The sequence below is a fragment of the Microthrixaceae bacterium genome (genome assembly GCA_016702505.1).
Lineage (GTDB): Bacteria > Actinomycetota > Acidimicrobiia > Acidimicrobiales > Iamiaceae > Aquihabitans.
Map to the genome: position 1 here is coordinate 269729 of JADJDU010000003.1, position 15796 is coordinate 285524.

Genomic DNA, 15796 nt, shown 5'->3' on the forward strand with positions numbered 1-15796 from the left:
CGGGCCAGCCGTGGCTGGACCTAGTGGATCCCCATTAGGTTTACTGACCCCGCACGCCCCGGACAGACGCCGTCAACCACGGCCCGGGACCCGGACCCCGGGGCCACTAGCTCAATTGGCAGAGCATCGGACTTTTAATCCGCCGGTTCAGGGTTCGAGTCCCTGGTGGCCCACCAACTCGAATCCCCTGCTCACGTAGGGGATTTGGCCGTTCAGAGGCTCCTTCGCGGGAGGTGCATCAGGCCCACTTACGCGGTTCGCGACCGCGATGCACCCTCTGATGCACCTTCCGATGCACCGTTTGGCGGCGTACCCTGTTGTCCGGTGGTCGATGGCCTCCACCTCGTCATGGCCGTCCCAAACGTTGTTGCAGCGCCGCGGAGCGCTGGACGAAGGGACGAAGGCCATGGCGAGATCGTTGGCGGAACGGTTCGAGGAGAAGGTCGATCGGACTGGTGAGCACCACCTGTGGCTCGGAGCCACGAACCCCGATCGGGGCACCGGGCGACTGAAGGTCGCTGGACGCAACATGACGGCGCACCGGGTTGCTTGGGAGATCGAGCACGGCGAGGCGCCGCCAGGCACCAAGGTGCTCCCGTGCCGGGTCGAGCCGAGGTGCGTCCGACCGGATCATCTGACTGTCGAGCACACCACCAGTGGTGCAGTGCAGCGGTCAGCTCGAGGTGGTGGCTCCAAGCGTGAGGTCGGCCCGGGCACCTGGGAGCTGGCAGCGTCTGCGGGCATCGGTTCGGATGGCAAGCCCAAGCGGGTGTTTCGCCGCGTGACCGGGACCAAGCAGGAAGCGGCCCGAGCCCTTGCCGCGCTCGTAGCCGAGGTCGGCGACGGCCGAGATGTTCCGGACCGCTCCCAGAAGGGCGTCACGGTGAAGCAGCTGCTCGACGGCTACCTCGATCACCTGCGCGATCACAAGGGTCGACGTCACTCGACGCTGGTCCGCTACGGAGGTCTCGCCGAGCGTTGGATCGCCCCGCATCTGGGCAGCCGTGTCGCTGATCGAGTGCTTCCTGATGACGTCGAGCGGGCGCTCGGGGTCATGCGGGCTGCCGGGCAGAGCCAGAGCTCGATCCACCAGACGTTCACGTTGCTCAACGGCACGTTCAAGTGGGCTCGGCGCAATCGGGTGATCAGCCGCAACCCGATGATCGAAGCCGAGGAGCCGAGGAGCACCGCGATTCGCCGCGAGGTCATCCCGCCCGACATCGAGTCGCTCCTGCGGCTGCTCGCCGCCGCGAAGGACGTCGATGCCGAGTTCGGGCTCCTCGCCCACCTCGGCGCGGTGACGGGTATGCGTCGTGGTGAGCTTGCCGGGCTCCGCTGGCGCGCTGTCGATCTCGAGGCCGAACGCATCGAGGTCGCGACGACGGTCAACGACGCTGGCGGCACCGTCGTGATCACCGACACCACCAAGACCGGCAAGCCCCGCCTGGTGGGCATCGACGCCCACACCGTCGGGATGCTCCGCTCGCACCGCCGCGGCATGGAGGAGCGCGCGGCGGCGTGCGGGACCGTGCTTGTCGAGGACGCGTTCGTCGCCAGCAGGTCACCCGACGGCTCCCTGCCGGTGCGCCCCGAACAGCTGTCCCGCAAGATGCTCCGGCTCCGCCGGCGGCTCGGCATGGACGCCGCCAACTTCGACGCCACGATGCACGCCCTGCGGCACTGGGCCCAGACGACGCTCACCGAAGCCGGGTTCGATTCGCGTCAGATCGCGGATCGGGGCGGCCACACCGAGGCCCTGATGAAGTCGGTCTACATCCACCGCACCGACGAGTCCGAGCAGAGGATGACCTCCCATCTCGGGTCGCTGCTGGCAACCCCGCCGAGCACTCCCGAGGGGTGAACAGGCGGGGCGTGTCGCAGATCGGGGACAAGGAATCGCGGTGAGTTCGCGATTTCTGCGCGGTTTTCGAGGCCTAGAGAGGCCTACGTAGGTAACGGGATCATCGCGCCCGTTCGGAGGTCACCATGGCAGCCGAGCAGCTCACCCTCCTGGACCTCGCACCCGAGGTCACCGGACCGAGGTCGGCGCGTCCGCGGGCGCGCCGAGCCGGACCCGCCAAGCCTGCGATCGCTGCGCGTTCGGACGCCAGGTCGGCCGAGCCGGTGGCGGGAGAGGTAGTGATCGAGCACCGCTACCCGCAGGCGCTCGAGTTCCTGCGCGAGCACGGGCCCGACGCGGTGGCGGTGCTGCACGTCCTTGTCGCCCAGGCCGACTCGGTCGACGGGCGGCTGGAGGTCGCGGCGAGCACCCGGGGTATGGCCGAGCGGCTCGGGTTCCTGTCCAAGGACAGCGCGCATCGGCGGCTGCGCCAGCTCAGCCGAGCCGGCGTCCTCGAAGCCCTGCCTTCGACGGGACCAATGGACCCACCTGCCTACGTGGTTCACCTCGACGGCACCGGCATCACCGTCACCCATCCCTCCCGCTGAAGGAGCTACCCGTGACCGAACCGACTCGAGCGCAAGCGTCGCAGCGATCGACAGACGAGTGCACGAGCTCGTGCGGGGGTCGGTCGTGACCGCCAGAGTGACCACGCTCAAGGGCCCCGATGCCGGCGCCTACTACGTCGACGGCCCCGGCCGGTACTACCTCGACGGCGACGAGCCGCCCGGCCGGTGGTTCGGCCGCGGCGCCACTGCGCTCGGCCTCGCGGGGGAGGTGGATGACGATGACTTCCTGTCCCTGATGGATGGCCGGGACCCGGCCAGCGGCGAGCTGCTGGGCACAAGGCATCACGAGCGAACAGTGCGCGGGTTCGACGTCACCTGCTCGGCCCCGAAGTCGGTGTCGGTCCTGTTCGCTATCGGAGACGACCGCGTCCGCAAGGAGGTCCTCGAGGCGCATGACGCTGCGGTCGCTGCGGCGTTCGGGTGGATCGAGGATCACGCCCACTGCCGGTATCGGGTCGATGGCGAGGTGTGGACCGTCGATGCCCGGGGCCTGGTCGCTGCCGCGTTCCGCCAGCACACCAGCCGGGCACATGATCCGCAGCTCCACACCCACCTGGTGATCCTGAATCGGGTGATGGCCCCCGACGGCCGGTGGCTGGCGCTCGATGCGCGGACCCTGAAGCACGACCAGCGCACCATCTCCGCGCTCTACGCCGCGGGGCTGCGCTCGGAGCTGACCACCCGGCTCGGCGTCCGGTGGAACGAGGTCGTGAACGGTCAGGCCGAGATGGTTGAAGCCCCCGACGAGGTCCTCGACGCCTTCTCCCAGCGCACCCGCCAGATGGCCCGCCGCCTCGATGAGAAGACAGAGCGCTTCGTCGACAACCTGGGCCGACGACCCACGCCACGGGAGCGGTGGCGCATCGAACGCGAAGCCGCCATCGACAGCCGACCCTCCAAGACCAGCGAGGACGCCCAGAGCCTCCACGAGCAATGGGCCGAGCAGCTCGACGCACTCGGCTACAATTCATCCAGCTACCTGGAGCGGGTCGCCGGCCGCACCCGCGCGATCGAGGCCGACGCCACTACCGATCGGGACGCGGTCGTCGACGCGTTGTCCTCGCTACGAGACACCCAGTCGGTGTGGCGCCCCGCCGAGATCACCCGCGAGATCGCCGCCGCACTGCCCACCCGCCTCGGCGGCACCGCCACCGAGACCGTCGACAGAGCGCAGCGGCTGGCGTCGCACGTCGAGGACGAGCTGACCGTCGACATCTCCCGACCCGTGCCCGGCAACATCCCGCTCCGCCAGGACGGGCGACCGGTCACCGAAGGAGCCCTCGACCGCATCCTCACCACGAAGGCGATCCTCGACGAGGAGGGGCACATTCTCGACCTCACCCGCCGCTGGACGGCCGAAGGCGGCAGCGATGCGCAGGACCTGGACCCCGACGGCGAGCTGACCGCCGTGCAGAACCACGCAGCGGGCGCCGTCGCAGGAGAGCGACGCCTCGTGCTGGTCGTGGGACCGGCTGGCACCGGCAAGACCACCGCCATGCGCCCCGCCGTTGCCCGACTTCACGCCGAGGGGCGACCGTGCTTCGGTGTCGCACCCTCGGCCGCGGCAGCGGAGGTGCTGGCGGTGGACACCGGGATGGATGCCGACACGCTCGACAAGCTCCTCATCGAGCACCGCCTCGAACGGCCGCCGCGCCATCGCTACGACCTCCCCGCCGGGACGACCGTCGTGGTCGATGAAGCCGCGATGGTGCCCACGCCACGCCTGGCCGAGCTGATCAACCTCGCTGAGCGACGTGGGTGGCGGCTCGCCCTGGTCGGTGACCCGATGCAGTTCGCCGCCGTCGGCCGCTCGGGCATGTTCGGCCACCTCGTCGACACCATCGGCGCCGTCGAGCTCGACCGGGTCCATCGCTTCGACGCGTCCTGGGAACGAGACGCCAGCCTCCGGCTCCGCCGAGGCGACACGGACGTCGTCGCCCTCTACAACAACCACGACCGGTTCCACGGCGGCACCGCCCGCCAGATGGCCACCGCCACCGTCATCGCATGGCGACGCGCCATCGAGGCCGGGGAGACCGCGGCGATGATGGCCCCGACCCGCGAAGCCGTCGCTGTCCTCAACGAGATCGCGCAACAGATCCGGATCGCCGCCGAAGAGGTCGAGCCGAAGAGCCCGTCGGTGAAGCTCGGCCCGACCCGGGCGCATGTCGGCGACCTGGTCGCCACCCGACGCAACGACCGCACGCTGCTCACCGACCGAGGACGGATGGTCAAGAACCGCGACCACTGGACCATCCAAGCCGTCCACGCTGACCGGTCGGTCACGGTCGCCGGGGCGACCGGACGCGTCACCCTGCCCGTCGACTACGTCGCTGGGGATGTCGAGCTGGCGTACGCCGAGACCAGCCACGCCACCCAAGGACGCACCGTCGACCGCTCCTTCCTCTACCTCGACGGCCCCGCCGACACCCGAGGCATCTACGTCCCACTCACCCGAGGCCGCACCGCCAACAAGGCCTTCGTCGTCCTGCGCGATGAGCGCACCGCCGCCGAGGTCATCGCAGAATGCGTCGCTCGAACTTGGATCGACCAACCCGCCACAGCACTCCGCCGCGACCACGCCTCCGAGCCGTCGGATACGGGTAGGGGAAGAGGCCGCGGTGTGGCGGCCGCCCCCGCTGCCAGGCCTCGCCTGCCTCTACCAGCCGACGAGCTGCTGGACCTGGTACAACGCACCATCTGCCAACAGGCCGCCGCCGACAAGCACCAGGCCGTGCTCAAGGCCCACAAACAGAACCTCTCGAACCTCGCCAGCTGGGCCCGTGAGGCCAACCGGGAGTACCGCAGCACCGTAAGGCGCCTGGCGGAAGCCAAGCGGATGCTCGCCGAGCACGACCGGCCGCTACACCGACGCCAACACCGGGCCGCGATCCGCCAAGCAAAGCAAGATGTAGCCGACCTACCCGGCAGACTCGACGCCCTGAACCAGGAACGCACCGACCTCGTGTCGAGACACGCCGCCGAGAAGAAGGCGCAACACCGAACGAACATCGCTGCGAAGGCCAGGCCCGAGAACTTCGCCGTCGACAGGACCGACGCCGCCATCGCCGACGACGCCCGCACCCGAGGCGAACGGATTGCAGCCGGCCCCGACCCGGTATACCTCGATCACCTCGGCCCCGTCCCCGACGCCCCGGAGGCGCGAGAACACTGGATCGACGCCGCCGGCAGAGTCGCCCAACACCACACCCTCTGGGGCCAGCCCACCGGGCCGACCTTCGTCGGCCACATGCCCACGTTCAACAACGACGAGGACTATCGCCAAACCTTCTACGCCGCCAACCAAGCCATCCACGACCTCGACCGTACCGCCGGCATCCCCCATCGAGCCCAACAGTGCCCGGGCCTGGCGCTCTTATAAGCGGACCAGGTCGCTCAACCGGTCGACAGCCGGCTCCCGCATAGCCGGCGCTCTCCACCGCAAGAAGTGGGCCAGACTTTAGCAGCGCCCGAGACCATCATCGTTAGAAGCAGCCAAGCCACCCGCCCTGCGACGGAACACTTGCCCCCGAATGGGGCCAAAGGTCAAGCCTAGATCAGGCAACACCGTCGATCTGATAATTGCCCCGCAAAAGATTTGACCGGCGCCGCAATCTGCGGCCGGCCGCCATGCTATGCGCCACACGCCGCCAACACGCCGGAATCGCTAGGAACCCGTCTCTGCCCTAGTTCCGCAACCTAAGAGCCGAGGACCGTGTCGCCGCCGACCTTCAGGAAGCGTGGAGCGTCATAAGAGATCGAAGTAGCCTCGGACCGAATGGTGGTCCGACATGCCCAGAATCGTAATTGTAGCGTTCCCCGCCGAGGCGGTATTGGGCCTCACAGCGTATATGTAATCAATCCCAGTGCCGCCGTCCGTTGTCGAGCGTTTCGGACTGGTTAGGTCAGCTTCTCGAAAGTCGGTCTGATACGAGCCTGGTAGACTAGCTCGGCCGCGATTTAGATCGCCCATTCCGAAGCGATACGTAGCAGTAGAAAAGATTGTGTAGTTATAGAAATCCGCCTCCTCTGTGGACCAGCCTCCGAAATGCGTGGAACATGAGTGGAAGGCGTTGAGGAACGCAGTCGTGTCTATGCAGACAATATTGGGCCAATGGTACGAGTCAGTACCCGCTGAATACGCTGCGCTTCCCTGACGAGCGGCGAGGGAGGAGGCGAACGTGAACCGACTCAAGACCTGGTTACCGTACTCCACGCGAGAAGAATTACCATCGAGTCGACAGTTTCCAGCTGCCGCGTTCCACGGGCGATGAAACTTCCACTCGTACCTTTGAGAGTAGCTTCCGTTCAAGTAATAAGCTAGAGAGAACGCCTGCGACAGGCAAAGCTCATTGAGAGAGATCGATATAAATTGCTCCGACACTGCGCGGGATCGAATGTACTCAATTTGGTCCAATCGCCGCGAATCGCTGCTATTCCCAATCAAGCCCTGCACGTTCCAGTGAAAGAACGCCGATTCAGTAGCCGCCCTTGACTGAGATGCGCCTGGCTGAGCCGCCTGCTCAACTGACGTTCCGGCACCATCCAGCCCCCGCTGCATTAAGGACTCTGCATGCGCTGCTCGCGACGCTATTGGACCCAGCATTGTGACGACTGCAGCACAAGCAAGCGCCCCTCTCATAGCCGCTCTCACTCTAGAGGCCACCGAGGCCGGCATCAGTTCCCACCAATCTCTATCAAATCGCGGTTGAGGCCGCCATCCAGGCCGAGCCGGAGGAGTACAGACTCAGAGACGGGAACCATTACAGATACCTTCTGTGAAAGACCGGCGAGCTCTCTTGTAGTCCCACGGTCGGGATCAAACTCAAGCAAATTAGAACCATACGGAAGTGGCGTAGCAATGACTGAGTCGACGGTTGGCCAACTAAATGGTTGGAGGGCTCCGAATCCAGGGGCCAGCGATACTTCTGTCCAGACCCCTGACGAGATGTCAAGCACTGCGCCTCGAGTCGGAGACTCGGGTGGCCCCCATGGAATAATGACAACGTGGCTTTTCGTGCAATTTACCTTCAATCCCGTACCCGCGCCTGTCAAGATTTTGGGCGAGTTGCGGATGTCCGCCCATCTGCCATCTACGTCCAACACGGAAAGCTGAGTTGCGAGCTCCTCAGAACCTTTCGTATCAAACGGAAGCATCGCCGCTTCTCCAGAGGATGCGATCAAACGATCGCCCGACTGGCACAAAGAACCGCTTGTCTGCTCTATGGGAGTCCAACCATCAACAACTCTCTGAGCGTACTGTATTCCGGGACTTCCGTTTGAATTAGCATATCCCATTACAAGCCTACCGTAAGACGAGTTCAAACTAACATATCGGCCGACCATGGACATGTCTGCTAAGCCTGGCTCCGGTAGATCTAGGGCCCGTTCCTTGCCAGTAGTAAGATCGTATTCAAACAGACGGTACCCTCCGGGCTCACAGATAAACTGCCCTACGTCGTCGTATTGGAACTCACCTACGCACGGAATACCAGCCAAGAAGAGCGATCGCCCGATTGCAGTCGCAACCGGCTCGGCTAAAGGTGTGCTCAGACTCAAGTTGTCCACCACTTCCCCGTCTGAATTGAGTCGCACTCCAGAGCGCGTCGCAATGACGCCACCACCGGTGCGTTCGTGCCCAACAACAATTACCGCACCGCCATCGGCGAGAGGAACAGTGAGTGGATCCACTGTGCCTTCGGTGACCTTAATAAGATAGTCCCGTTCCGGGAGCTGATCACCGCCACTCGATTGACGGCTCGGCTCAATCTGCTCCTGATCGCCACAAGATACGGTCCCCACAACCAGAACGCCCGCAGCGATAATCCGGTACATGGATCTGACGACCATTTCTTGAGTCCATTCAGTGCGAAGACGACCGGCACCGAGCACGATATCAGGCGCTGGCCTGCGCAGGCGGGTAGCTCCAGTCTCGACACATACCCGCTCTTCGGATCTGAGGGAGAAGTGATCGGCGGGTAGGGGTATCGGCTAGACCCCATCTGAAGGCCGACGTCGCTCAGAGCATCGGCATAGCCGAAGTACTGGCCAAGCGAGCCCTTGATCCTCTGGTCGACGTCGGCGTCGGTGCCGAGCCGCGCGGCATGACGTGCGCGTCGTTGGTGAGCCGCTGGTCTCGGTGGCGCAGCTCGACCGAGTAGCCCATGCAGCCCAGGGCCGGAGCGGACCACGTCATTCCGCGTCTTCTGGAGCAGCAGCCATACGGACCGGCTTCTCGGTCACAGGCACCCTGCTTCGGCCGCTCCTAACCCTTATATGGGGAGCGCCACCAGCCGCGCTCGTCTCGGGCAACCCTCCACCGCGTATCTCACCGCGTAGCTCGGTGGACCGGGGTGCGTCCAGAGGTACAGAACAGACGGACTGCTTCAAGGGAACGGCAGGTCAGGGTACAGATCGGTACGCAATGGCACGCTGTTCGTCGGGCTTTTAATCCGCCGGTTCAGGGTTCGAGTCCCTGGTGGCCCACCAACCGAGGTCGAAGCCAGGCCGCAAACTCGGCCTCACCCCAGATCCCGGATGCCACCGCGACCACCGCTTGCTCCGCGTCATCGATCGACGGCGAATCGACCCAGGTCCACTCGTTCAGCATGACGAAGTACCGCATGGCGACCCAGGCCACCCGCTTGTTTCCGTCTGGCAGGGGATGGTTCTTGGCCAGCCGGACCATCAGCACCGAGGCCTTGTCCACGAAATCCGGGTAGAGGTCTGATTGCCCGAACCCCGCCGCTGGAGCGTGCAGCGCCGAATCTGCGAGATCCAGGTTCGCGACTCTCAGGACGGTGGTCCCGTCGAGCCCGGTGACCTCCTCGGCGATCGCGACGTAGTCGGTGAGGTCGAGGTATCTGACGGTCACCTGGCCAGACGTTCGAGAAGTTGCCGGTCCTCCTCGACGATCTGACTGATCCGTGCCTTGAACTTTGGGTCCCGCCGCCTGCGCTCGACTGTCTCCCCGAGTGCTTCCTTCACCAGTTCGTTGACGCTCTTGCCCTCGACACGAGCCAGCGCCTCGGCGTCCGCGGCGAGGTCGTCAGGCAACCGAACGGTCATGTTCCTAGTCATGGTGTCATGCTACTACGCCACCAACCTAGAACGAGGGGGCTTCATGGGCAGGACCAACGTTGAGGTGGCTCGAACAAGAGGTCGGGGCCCCGTGAACCCGGCCGCTACTTGCCGGTTCAATCGTTCTACCCACCTCGAGTAGTCCGCTGTCGGATTGCCCGAACGCCACCGCGTATCTCACCGCGCAACTCCTTGGCACGAGGTGGGTCCAGGAGGGACGGAACGGGAGGAGCGGTCCAAGAGAACGGCACGTCATAGGACGAATCAGCACGGGACGACACGCTGTTCGTCGGGCTTTTAATCCGCTGGTTCAGGGTTCGAGTCCCTGGTGGCCCACCAACGAAGAGCTGGCGGAACGGGTCAGTGCTCCTCGTGATTCGACACCCAGGTGACCCCCGCCACCATCGTGCCGAACCCGACGCCACCCCAGAACCCGACGAAAAGTCCGAGACCTACAGCCGAACCCACCTCGGCACCGGCCGCGACCATGCCAGCCGTGGTGGCTATGAACGACAGGACGATGCCGATGGCCGCGCCCAACGCGACAGCCCGTCCCATCCCCGGGGTCTCCTGCCACTGGTCACCTGCAACACCATGATCGGTCATACTTCTGGTATCTACCAGATATAAAGGCGCTGGTCACCCTCGCACTCGGGACCCCTCCACCTCAGACCCTCGCCCATTACCCGCAGACCCACACCTGACCTTCAGGAATCGCCATGCCAGAACCGTCGTTGCAGGACCAGGCCCGAGCGCTCGGCGATCCAACACGGCACTCCATTTTCCGATACGTCGCCGACTCGCCCGTTCCTGTGGGTGTAGCCGAGTTGACCGATCACCTGGGCCTCAACCACAACGCCATCCGCCAGCACTTGGCCCGGCTGGTCGAGGCGGGGCTGCTACTGGAGAGGACGGCGCCGCCTACCGGACGGGGACGCCCACGGTTGCTCTACCGGGAGAACCCGAATGCAGACAGCAGGTGGGGCGTCACCGGCCCTTACGAGCGGCTGGCCATCCTTCTCGCCGAGGTGGTGCGGAGCGGCGACAGCCCTGAGGAAGTAGGTCGACGAGCCGGGCTCCGAACTGGAAGCTCCAACAGGTCTAGCCACCCAGACCCCATGACCGCATTCAGCGAGGAGATGGCCCGCCAGGGCTTCTCTCCAACCGTCGAGCGCAATGGGTCCGAAGCCACGGTGACCCTCATGAACTGCCCGTTCGAGTCCGTGGTTCCGGCCGACGCCGACACGGTGTGTGGCCTACACCTCGGGCTAGCCCGTGGCGTGGCCGAAGCGGTGGGAGGGCTCGAGGTGACCTCACTGGAAGCCCACGAACCGAAACGAGCCGAGTGCCGCCTCAGGTGCCATGTCGGAGACGCAACTGCGACGTCGGGGACGTAGCGGATTCGTTCAGTCGGCCCACACCAAGCCCGACCAGCAAGCCGGGTCGCCGGCCTCTGCATCCGGCTGCCACTCGAAGGGCCGACCGGTCAGGTGTTGGCTGTGCACTCGGGCCACGTTGCGGGCCAGGGCCATGGCCTGGTCCGCCATGGGACCGGTCCAGCCACCGCCGACGGTGTCGTGGAAGAGCGTGAGCCATCGATCGAAGTGCGCGGGTGTGAACGGCACCTGCTCGTGGGTCTCGACGTGGGCGCGCATCGGGTTACCCGTGAACCCGGGAATCCCTAGGAGCACGCGATTCCAAAAGGCAGCGAGCTTGGGCAGATGTTCGTTCCAGTCGACCTGGGCGACATCGATGAAGATCGGGCCGAGAAGCGGGTCCTGAGCCACGTCCTGGTAGAAGCGGCGAACCATCTCGGCCACCTCCTCGGGAGTGTCGAGATCCCGGGTGGGCGTGGTTGTGGGTCGACATTGACTCATGGCGGGATCATATCTAGTAACCACTAGAACAATTCACCCGGGACCGTCTACAACCGCTTCCAGGACGCCGCGGTAACGCTCGCCTGCCACCGCCATCGAGAACCGGGCCGCGCGTAGACGTGCAGCCCGGCCCATGCCGTCAAGGCGCTCACGATCGGCCAGCAAACCCGACACCGCGTCGGCCATGGCGGTCACCTCGTGTGATGCGAGGACCAGCCCGGTCTCACCGTTGGCCACCACCGCGGCCACCCCGCCTACCGGGAAGGAGACCACCGGGCATCCAGCCATCTGAGCCTCGATCGCCACCCCCGGCATTCCCTCCCCGTCGCTGGTGAGGATCAACAGATCGATCCCACCTAGGACCTGCTCCACCTCTGACACATGACCCAAGAGGTGAACCCGTTCCGCCAGACCGGCCTTGCCGACCTGGAGCTTGACGGCACCCGACCGTGGCCCTTCCCCGCCATAACCAGGTGAACCTCCACGCCCCGCTCGGCCAGTGCGGCCACCACCTCCACGGCCACGTCGGGACGTTTCTGGTCTCGAAGTGACCCACGAAGCCGACGAGCACGGCATCGGACGGCAAACCCAGGCGCGACCGCAGACGACCGGCCTCGAGTTCTCGGTCGATGGTGTCGAAGCGAACCGAGCTACGAGAGTTGGGAATCAGTTCGACCGGTCCTTCGAAGGCCAACGCCCTCACCTCAGCCGTCAACTCAGGTGTCAGCGAGATGATCGCATCGGTACGCCCGAACACCAATCGCCACCACCAGCGCCAACACCGGCCCCGCTCTGCCACCGGCATCCCCATTATGAGCTGGTTGACCACCGGACGCCTCCGACCGCCCAACACCGCCACCTGCAACGCTGAGCCGCCGTGGGCCAGGATCACGTCGGCATCGGTAACACCGACAGCACGACGCAACCGGGCCGCCGCCAGGGCAATCGCCAGCGGGGACTGACGAACCGCTCCGGTCAGTACCGGCAGGTCGGCAACGGTTCCTCCCTCGTGACCCGGACCGACTGCCCAAAAGGAGCTGGAGTGGCCGAACCGCTCCAGCTCTCGAGCCAACTCCAACGCCACCAACTCGGCACCACGATGGTGACTGCGGCCGACGAGGTGGAGGATCCGCACGGCCGGGAGTCTGTCACGCGCACCCGGACCATCGGAGCGGGTCATACTCGCGTGCCGTGTCCACTCCCGACTGCGCACCTGTCAATGGCCAGGAGCGGCCCGTGCGCGTCCTCGACCTGGTCAAGGGGCTCGACCGAGGCGGAGCCGAGACGCTCCTACTGACCGGCGCCCGCCACCGGTACCCCGCCATCACCTCCGAGATCGCCTACCTGAGCTCCCGCCACGACCAACTCGTCGATGAGCTGACCGCCGAGGGGGTGAAGGTCACATGCCTGGCACCAGGTTCTATGGTCGACCCCCGCTGGCTTTGGCGTTTGCGTCGCGCCTAGCCGAAGTGGACGTGACCCATTCCCATTCACCGGTCCCGGCCACCGCGGCCAGGATCGTCTCGCGGACGATTCCCCGCCACCGTCGACCATCGCTGGTGACCACCGAGCACAACGTCTGGGACAGCCACCACCCCCTGACCAGACTGGCCGAGCGGATCACCTTCAAACTCGACGACGCCCACCTAGCAGTGTCCACCGCTGTGCTCGAGTCGCTCCCAGAGACCTACCGACCGGGTGTCGAGGTGGTGAGAGCGGGTGTCGACCTCGACGACGTCCGCTCTCACGCCGACCGGACCGGGATGCGCACAGAACTGGGAGTCTCCGATGACGAGGTCCTGATCGGCACCGTGGCGAACCTGCGAGCGCAGAAGGGCTATCCCGACCTCCTGAGAGCGGCAAGACACGTGATCGATGCCGTGCCCAACGCCCGGTTCGTGGCCGCGGGACGAGGGCCCCAACAGGGCGAGCTGGAGGCCCTGCACCTCGACCTGGGCCTAGGTGACCGATTCAGGTTCCTCGGTCACCGGGCCGATGCCGTGCGGGTGATGTCCGGGCTGGACCTGTTCTGCCTCGCATCGCATCACGAAGGCCTGCCCGTCGCCCTAATGGAAGCACTGGCTCTGGGTCTGCCGGTGGTGTTGACATGAGTTGGAGGCATTCTTGAGCTGATCACCGACGGTGATCAAGGCCTCTTGGTCGACATCGGGTCGGTGGACGCCCTGGCCAACGCCCTCATCTCCGAGGCCCGCAACACCGAAGAACGCGCCACCCACGCCCGGGCGGCGCTGGCCACCGGCGATCAGCTCTCGATCAAGACCTCGGTGAAGCGGACCGAGGATCTGTACCGAACGATGGTCGAGGCCCGATGAGCGCCACCGAACCGGGTACCGGCGGTCACGAGGCCGGTCAGGCCCGCGAAGGCGACATTCCCAACCTTCAACGCCAACTCGAAGCAGAACGGGCCGGAGCCACCTATTGGCGAGAACGGGCCCAGCACCACGAGAGCGCCCTGGCTGAGATCAAGTCCCGAACCGGGGTCCGAGCGGTCCTGGCTCTCGAACGTCGCACCGCGGGGATTCGCCGACGAGCCAAGGCCGTCGCCGCCGAGGTCCAAGCCGCCGGTTCGAGGTCAGCGCTGACGATTTCGGCCTTGCCCACGAGGGCGGTGATCCCCTCCCGACGCCGGGCGTTGGACGAAGCGGTGGCCCAAGCCAATCGCATGCCCCCCCTCGACCTTCGGCCAGTCCTGGTGGTGTGCATCGGGGTTGCATCGCCTCCGGCGTGGGCGGCATCAGTGGCCAGTCGTTCGACCGCCTCCGGCTCGATCACCGTCACCGTGTCCGAGATCGAGGACCTGCCCGAGGTTGTGTCTCAGGCCGACGACGAGATCGAACTGATCTGCCTGGTCGATGCCCAGGTCGAGCCGCTCACGTCCACCTGGCTGGACCATCTGTATGGGTCCCTCACCGAGAACGACGCGGCCGCGGCAACCGGCGTCATGGTTCACCCCCAACGGGCCCTCGCTCATTCGACGCCTCACGACTACCTGATCCGCTCAGCCGGGTTCGAAGTGCTCACCGACACCTCGGGCGCCCCATCGGTGGTCCCGCTCCTGGCCGGCAGCATCGTCTCCCGTGCTGTCGACCGCACCGTCGATCTGGCCGGCGGGGCAATGTTGTTGGTGGATCGCCAGGCCGCGGTCGCCGCCGGTGGCTTCGACCGCTGGGGTTCCGCCGATGCCTGTGCCGTCGACCTGTGTTCGAGGCTCAACCGGAGGGCCCGGGCCGTGACCGTGGCGTCGGCTGCGCTCGGTATCGACCACCGCGACGTAACCGATCGACGCGGATTGCGCCGCCCCTTCGACGAGACCGCTCCGGTTTGGTGCGATCTGCTCGAGCGATGTGGTCCGGCGCTGCGCCGAAGCGCAGCCACCGACCGCAATGCCCCGACATCGTTCACGTTCGCGGTGGCTGCACCCTCACCCAAGGTGGCCGACCGATGGGGTGATTGGCACCTGGCCGAGGCCATGTCCCGCGCCCTGCGATCGGCGGGATACGGAGCCGCCGTCCACACCAATCAGAGCGGAACGATCCCGGGGCCCTGTGTGCCGACGTTCAGGTGGTCGTCCGTGGCCTGGCTGGCTCGACCCCCACCCCGGGACGCCACCAGGTGCTGTGGGTTATCAGCCACCCTGAGGACCTGCAGATCACCGAGTGCGACCGAGCCGACCTGGTACTGGTCGCTTCGAAGCTCTACGCCGATCACCTGGCGACCCTCACCTCGACTCCTGTCGGCGTGCTCCTCCAGGCCACCGACACGGCGCGCTTCCGCCCGGTACCCACCAACCCGGATCGTCACCACGACGTGGTGGTGGTCGCGAAGTCCAGGGATGTCCTTCGGCCCATGGTGTCCCACGCCCTGGCGGCCGGCCTTCGGCCCGCCATCTACGGCAGCGGTTGGGACCACCTAATACGACCGTCACTGATCGTCTGCGACCACATCGACAACGAATCCCTCCCCGAGCTCTACTCATCGGCCGGAGTTGTCCTCAACGACCACTGGGACACCATGCGCCACTGGGGCTTCCTGTCCAACCGCCTGTTCGACGTCCTCGCCTGCGGTACACCTGTCATATCCGACCCGATTCCCGGCCTCGGGGAACACCTCGGCGACCTGGTACCAACCTGTTCGACACCCGGTGAGCTGGCAGACCTGGTCCGCGGTGCGTTGTCGCTGAACCGAGACGCCTTTGCCGAACGGGCCCGGACAACCATCACCGCGGCCCACACCTTCACCCAGCGGGCCCGCGAGCTGACCAACGCATTGGCCGCGGCTGGAGTTCCCATCCACCATCCAGTGTGCTGATCGGCGATCGATAACGCGCGCTAGCATTTCCGGTCGCTGTT

The 15796-nt window shown here is 65.8% G+C and carries 15 protein-coding genes, 1 tRNA gene and 1 pseudogene; 11 read left to right on the forward strand and 6 right to left on the reverse strand.

Annotation, left to right across the window (positions count from 1 at the left end; all coding sequences use genetic code 11):
• The first annotated feature begins 100 nt into the window (after positions 1 to 100).
• From IPG97_04335 to IPG97_04355, 5 genes are all read left to right on the forward strand, one after another.
• Positions 101 to 176 (forward strand) — tRNA-Lys (locus IPG97_04335).
• Between the two features lie 230 nt (positions 177 to 406).
• Positions 407 to 1861: a tyrosine-type recombinase/integrase gene (locus IPG97_04340; GenBank protein ID MBK6855792.1), complete on the forward strand. Its 1455-nt coding sequence runs from the start codon at positions 407 to 409 to the stop codon at positions 1859 to 1861.
• Between the two features lie 125 nt (positions 1862 to 1986).
• Entirely contained in the window at positions 1987 to 2448 is a 462-nt protein-coding gene (locus IPG97_04345; protein ID MBK6855793.1) for a hypothetical protein, read from the forward strand.
• A gap of 85 nt (positions 2449 to 2533) precedes the next feature.
• Positions 2534 to 5851: a relaxase domain-containing protein gene (locus IPG97_04350; protein ID MBK6855794.1), complete on the forward strand. Its 3318-nt coding sequence runs from the start codon at positions 2534 to 2536 to the stop codon at positions 5849 to 5851.
• 2252 nt (positions 5852 to 8103) lie between these two features.
• The gene (locus IPG97_04355; GenBank protein ID MBK6855795.1) at positions 8104 to 8451 is read left to right on the forward strand and encodes a hypothetical protein; all 348 of its coding nucleotides are present in this window, start codon (positions 8104 to 8106) and stop codon (positions 8449 to 8451) included.
• Between the two features lie 478 nt (positions 8452 to 8929).
• Here the strand turns inward: IPG97_04355 and IPG97_04360 are convergent, their stop codons facing one another.
• The 3 genes from IPG97_04360 to IPG97_04370 all read right to left on the reverse strand — a co-directional run bounded on the left by IPG97_04360 (position 8930) and on the right by IPG97_04370 (position 10155).
• Positions 8930 to 9343, reverse strand: coding sequence for a Fic family protein (locus IPG97_04360; GenBank protein MBK6855796.1), 414 nt, complete (start codon positions 9341 to 9343; stop codon positions 8930 to 8932).
• Positions 9340 to 9549 carry a ribbon-helix-helix protein, CopG family gene (locus IPG97_04365; protein ID MBK6855797.1) on the reverse strand — a complete coding sequence of 70 codons (210 nt, stop codon included), beginning with the start codon at positions 9547 to 9549 and terminating at the stop codon, positions 9340 to 9342. The genes IPG97_04360 and IPG97_04365 overlap by 4 nt, the downstream gene beginning before the upstream one ends.
• 360 nt (positions 9550 to 9909) lie before the next feature.
• Positions 9910 to 10155: a hypothetical protein gene (locus IPG97_04370; GenBank protein MBK6855798.1), complete on the reverse strand. Its 246-nt coding sequence runs from the start codon at positions 10153 to 10155 to the stop codon at positions 9910 to 9912.
• A 113-nt stretch (positions 10156 to 10268) separates the two neighbouring features.
• Here IPG97_04370 and IPG97_04375 point away from each other — a divergent pair, with 113 nt between their 5' ends.
• Positions 10269 to 10946: a helix-turn-helix domain-containing protein gene (locus IPG97_04375; GenBank protein MBK6855799.1), complete on the forward strand. Its 678-nt coding sequence runs from the start codon at positions 10269 to 10271 to the stop codon at positions 10944 to 10946.
• Positions 10947 to 10955: 9 nt separating this feature from the next.
• On the opposite strand, the gene IPG97_04380 is transcribed toward IPG97_04375, so the two are convergent.
• From IPG97_04380 to IPG97_04390, 3 genes and pseudogenes are all read right to left on the reverse strand, one after another.
• Positions 10956 to 11426 (reverse strand): group III truncated hemoglobin, encoded by a 471-nt coding sequence (locus tag IPG97_04380; protein ID MBK6855800.1) that lies wholly within the window; start codon positions 11424 to 11426, stop codon positions 10956 to 10958.
• Between the two features lie 33 nt (positions 11427 to 11459).
• Positions 11460 to 12002, reverse strand: a complete 543-nt coding sequence (locus tag IPG97_04385) for a glycosyltransferase family 4 protein (protein ID MBK6855801.1) — start codon at positions 12000 to 12002, stop codon at positions 11460 to 11462.
• A gap of 82 nt (positions 12003 to 12084) precedes the next feature.
• Positions 12085 to 12606: pseudogene (locus IPG97_04390) on the reverse strand (glycosyltransferase).
• Positions 12607 to 12662: 56 nt separating this feature from the next.
• Between IPG97_04390 and IPG97_04395 the strand changes: the two are divergent.
• The 5 genes from IPG97_04395 to IPG97_04415 are packed head-to-tail and all read left to right on the forward strand — an operon-like array spanning position 12663 to position 15755.
• Positions 12663 to 12890: a hypothetical protein gene (locus IPG97_04395; protein ID MBK6855802.1), complete on the forward strand. Its 228-nt coding sequence runs from the start codon at positions 12663 to 12665 to the stop codon at positions 12888 to 12890.
• On the forward strand, positions 12869 to 13537 hold the full coding sequence (locus IPG97_04400) for a glycosyltransferase (protein ID MBK6855803.1): 669 nt from the start codon (positions 12869 to 12871) through the stop codon (positions 13535 to 13537). Before IPG97_04395 ends, IPG97_04400 begins: the two co-directional genes overlap by 22 nt.
• Before the next feature lie 45 nt (positions 13538 to 13582).
• Entirely contained in the window at positions 13583 to 13759 is a 177-nt protein-coding gene (locus tag IPG97_04405) for a hypothetical protein (protein MBK6855804.1), read from the forward strand.
• The gene (locus IPG97_04410) at positions 13756 to 15360 is read left to right on the forward strand and encodes a hypothetical protein (protein MBK6855805.1); all 1605 of its coding nucleotides are present in this window, start codon (positions 13756 to 13758) and stop codon (positions 15358 to 15360) included. Before IPG97_04405 ends, IPG97_04410 begins: the two co-directional genes overlap by 4 nt.
• Positions 15294 to 15755 (forward strand): glycosyltransferase family 1 protein, encoded by a 462-nt coding sequence (locus tag IPG97_04415; protein MBK6855806.1) that lies wholly within the window; start codon positions 15294 to 15296, stop codon positions 15753 to 15755. Before IPG97_04410 ends, IPG97_04415 begins: the two co-directional genes overlap by 67 nt.
• Positions 15756 to 15796: the final 41 nt, after the last annotated feature.

Excerpts from the sequence above, each read along its gene's own strand:
- IPG97_04340 (MBK6855792.1), top strand. The coding sequence starts at position 407 with ATGGCGAGATCGTTGGCGGAACGGTTCGAGGAGAAGGTCGATCGGACT.
- IPG97_04345 (MBK6855793.1), top strand. The coding sequence starts at position 1,987 with ATGGCAGCCGAGCAGCTCACCCTCCTGGACCTCGCACCCGAGGTCACC.
- IPG97_04365 (MBK6855797.1), bottom strand. The coding sequence starts at position 9,549 with ATGACTAGGAACATGACCGTTCGGTTGCCTGACGACCTCGCCGCGGAC.
- IPG97_04370 (MBK6855798.1), bottom strand. The coding sequence starts at position 10,155 with ATGACCGATCATGGTGTTGCAGGTGACCAGTGGCAGGAGACCCCGGGG.
- IPG97_04375 (MBK6855799.1), top strand. The coding sequence starts at position 10,269 with ATGCCAGAACCGTCGTTGCAGGACCAGGCCCGAGCGCTCGGCGATCCA.
- IPG97_04380 (MBK6855800.1), bottom strand. The coding sequence starts at position 11,426 with ATGAGTCAATGTCGACCCACAACCACGCCCACCCGGGATCTCGACACT.
- IPG97_04385 (MBK6855801.1), bottom strand. The coding sequence starts at position 12,002 with ATGCCGTGCTCGTCGGCTTCGTGGGTCACTTCGAGACCAGAAACGTCC.
- IPG97_04410 (MBK6855805.1), top strand. The coding sequence starts at position 13,756 with ATGAGCGCCACCGAACCGGGTACCGGCGGTCACGAGGCCGGTCAGGCC.
- IPG97_04415 (MBK6855806.1), top strand. The coding sequence starts at position 15,294 with ATGGTGTCCCACGCCCTGGCGGCCGGCCTTCGGCCCGCCATCTACGGC.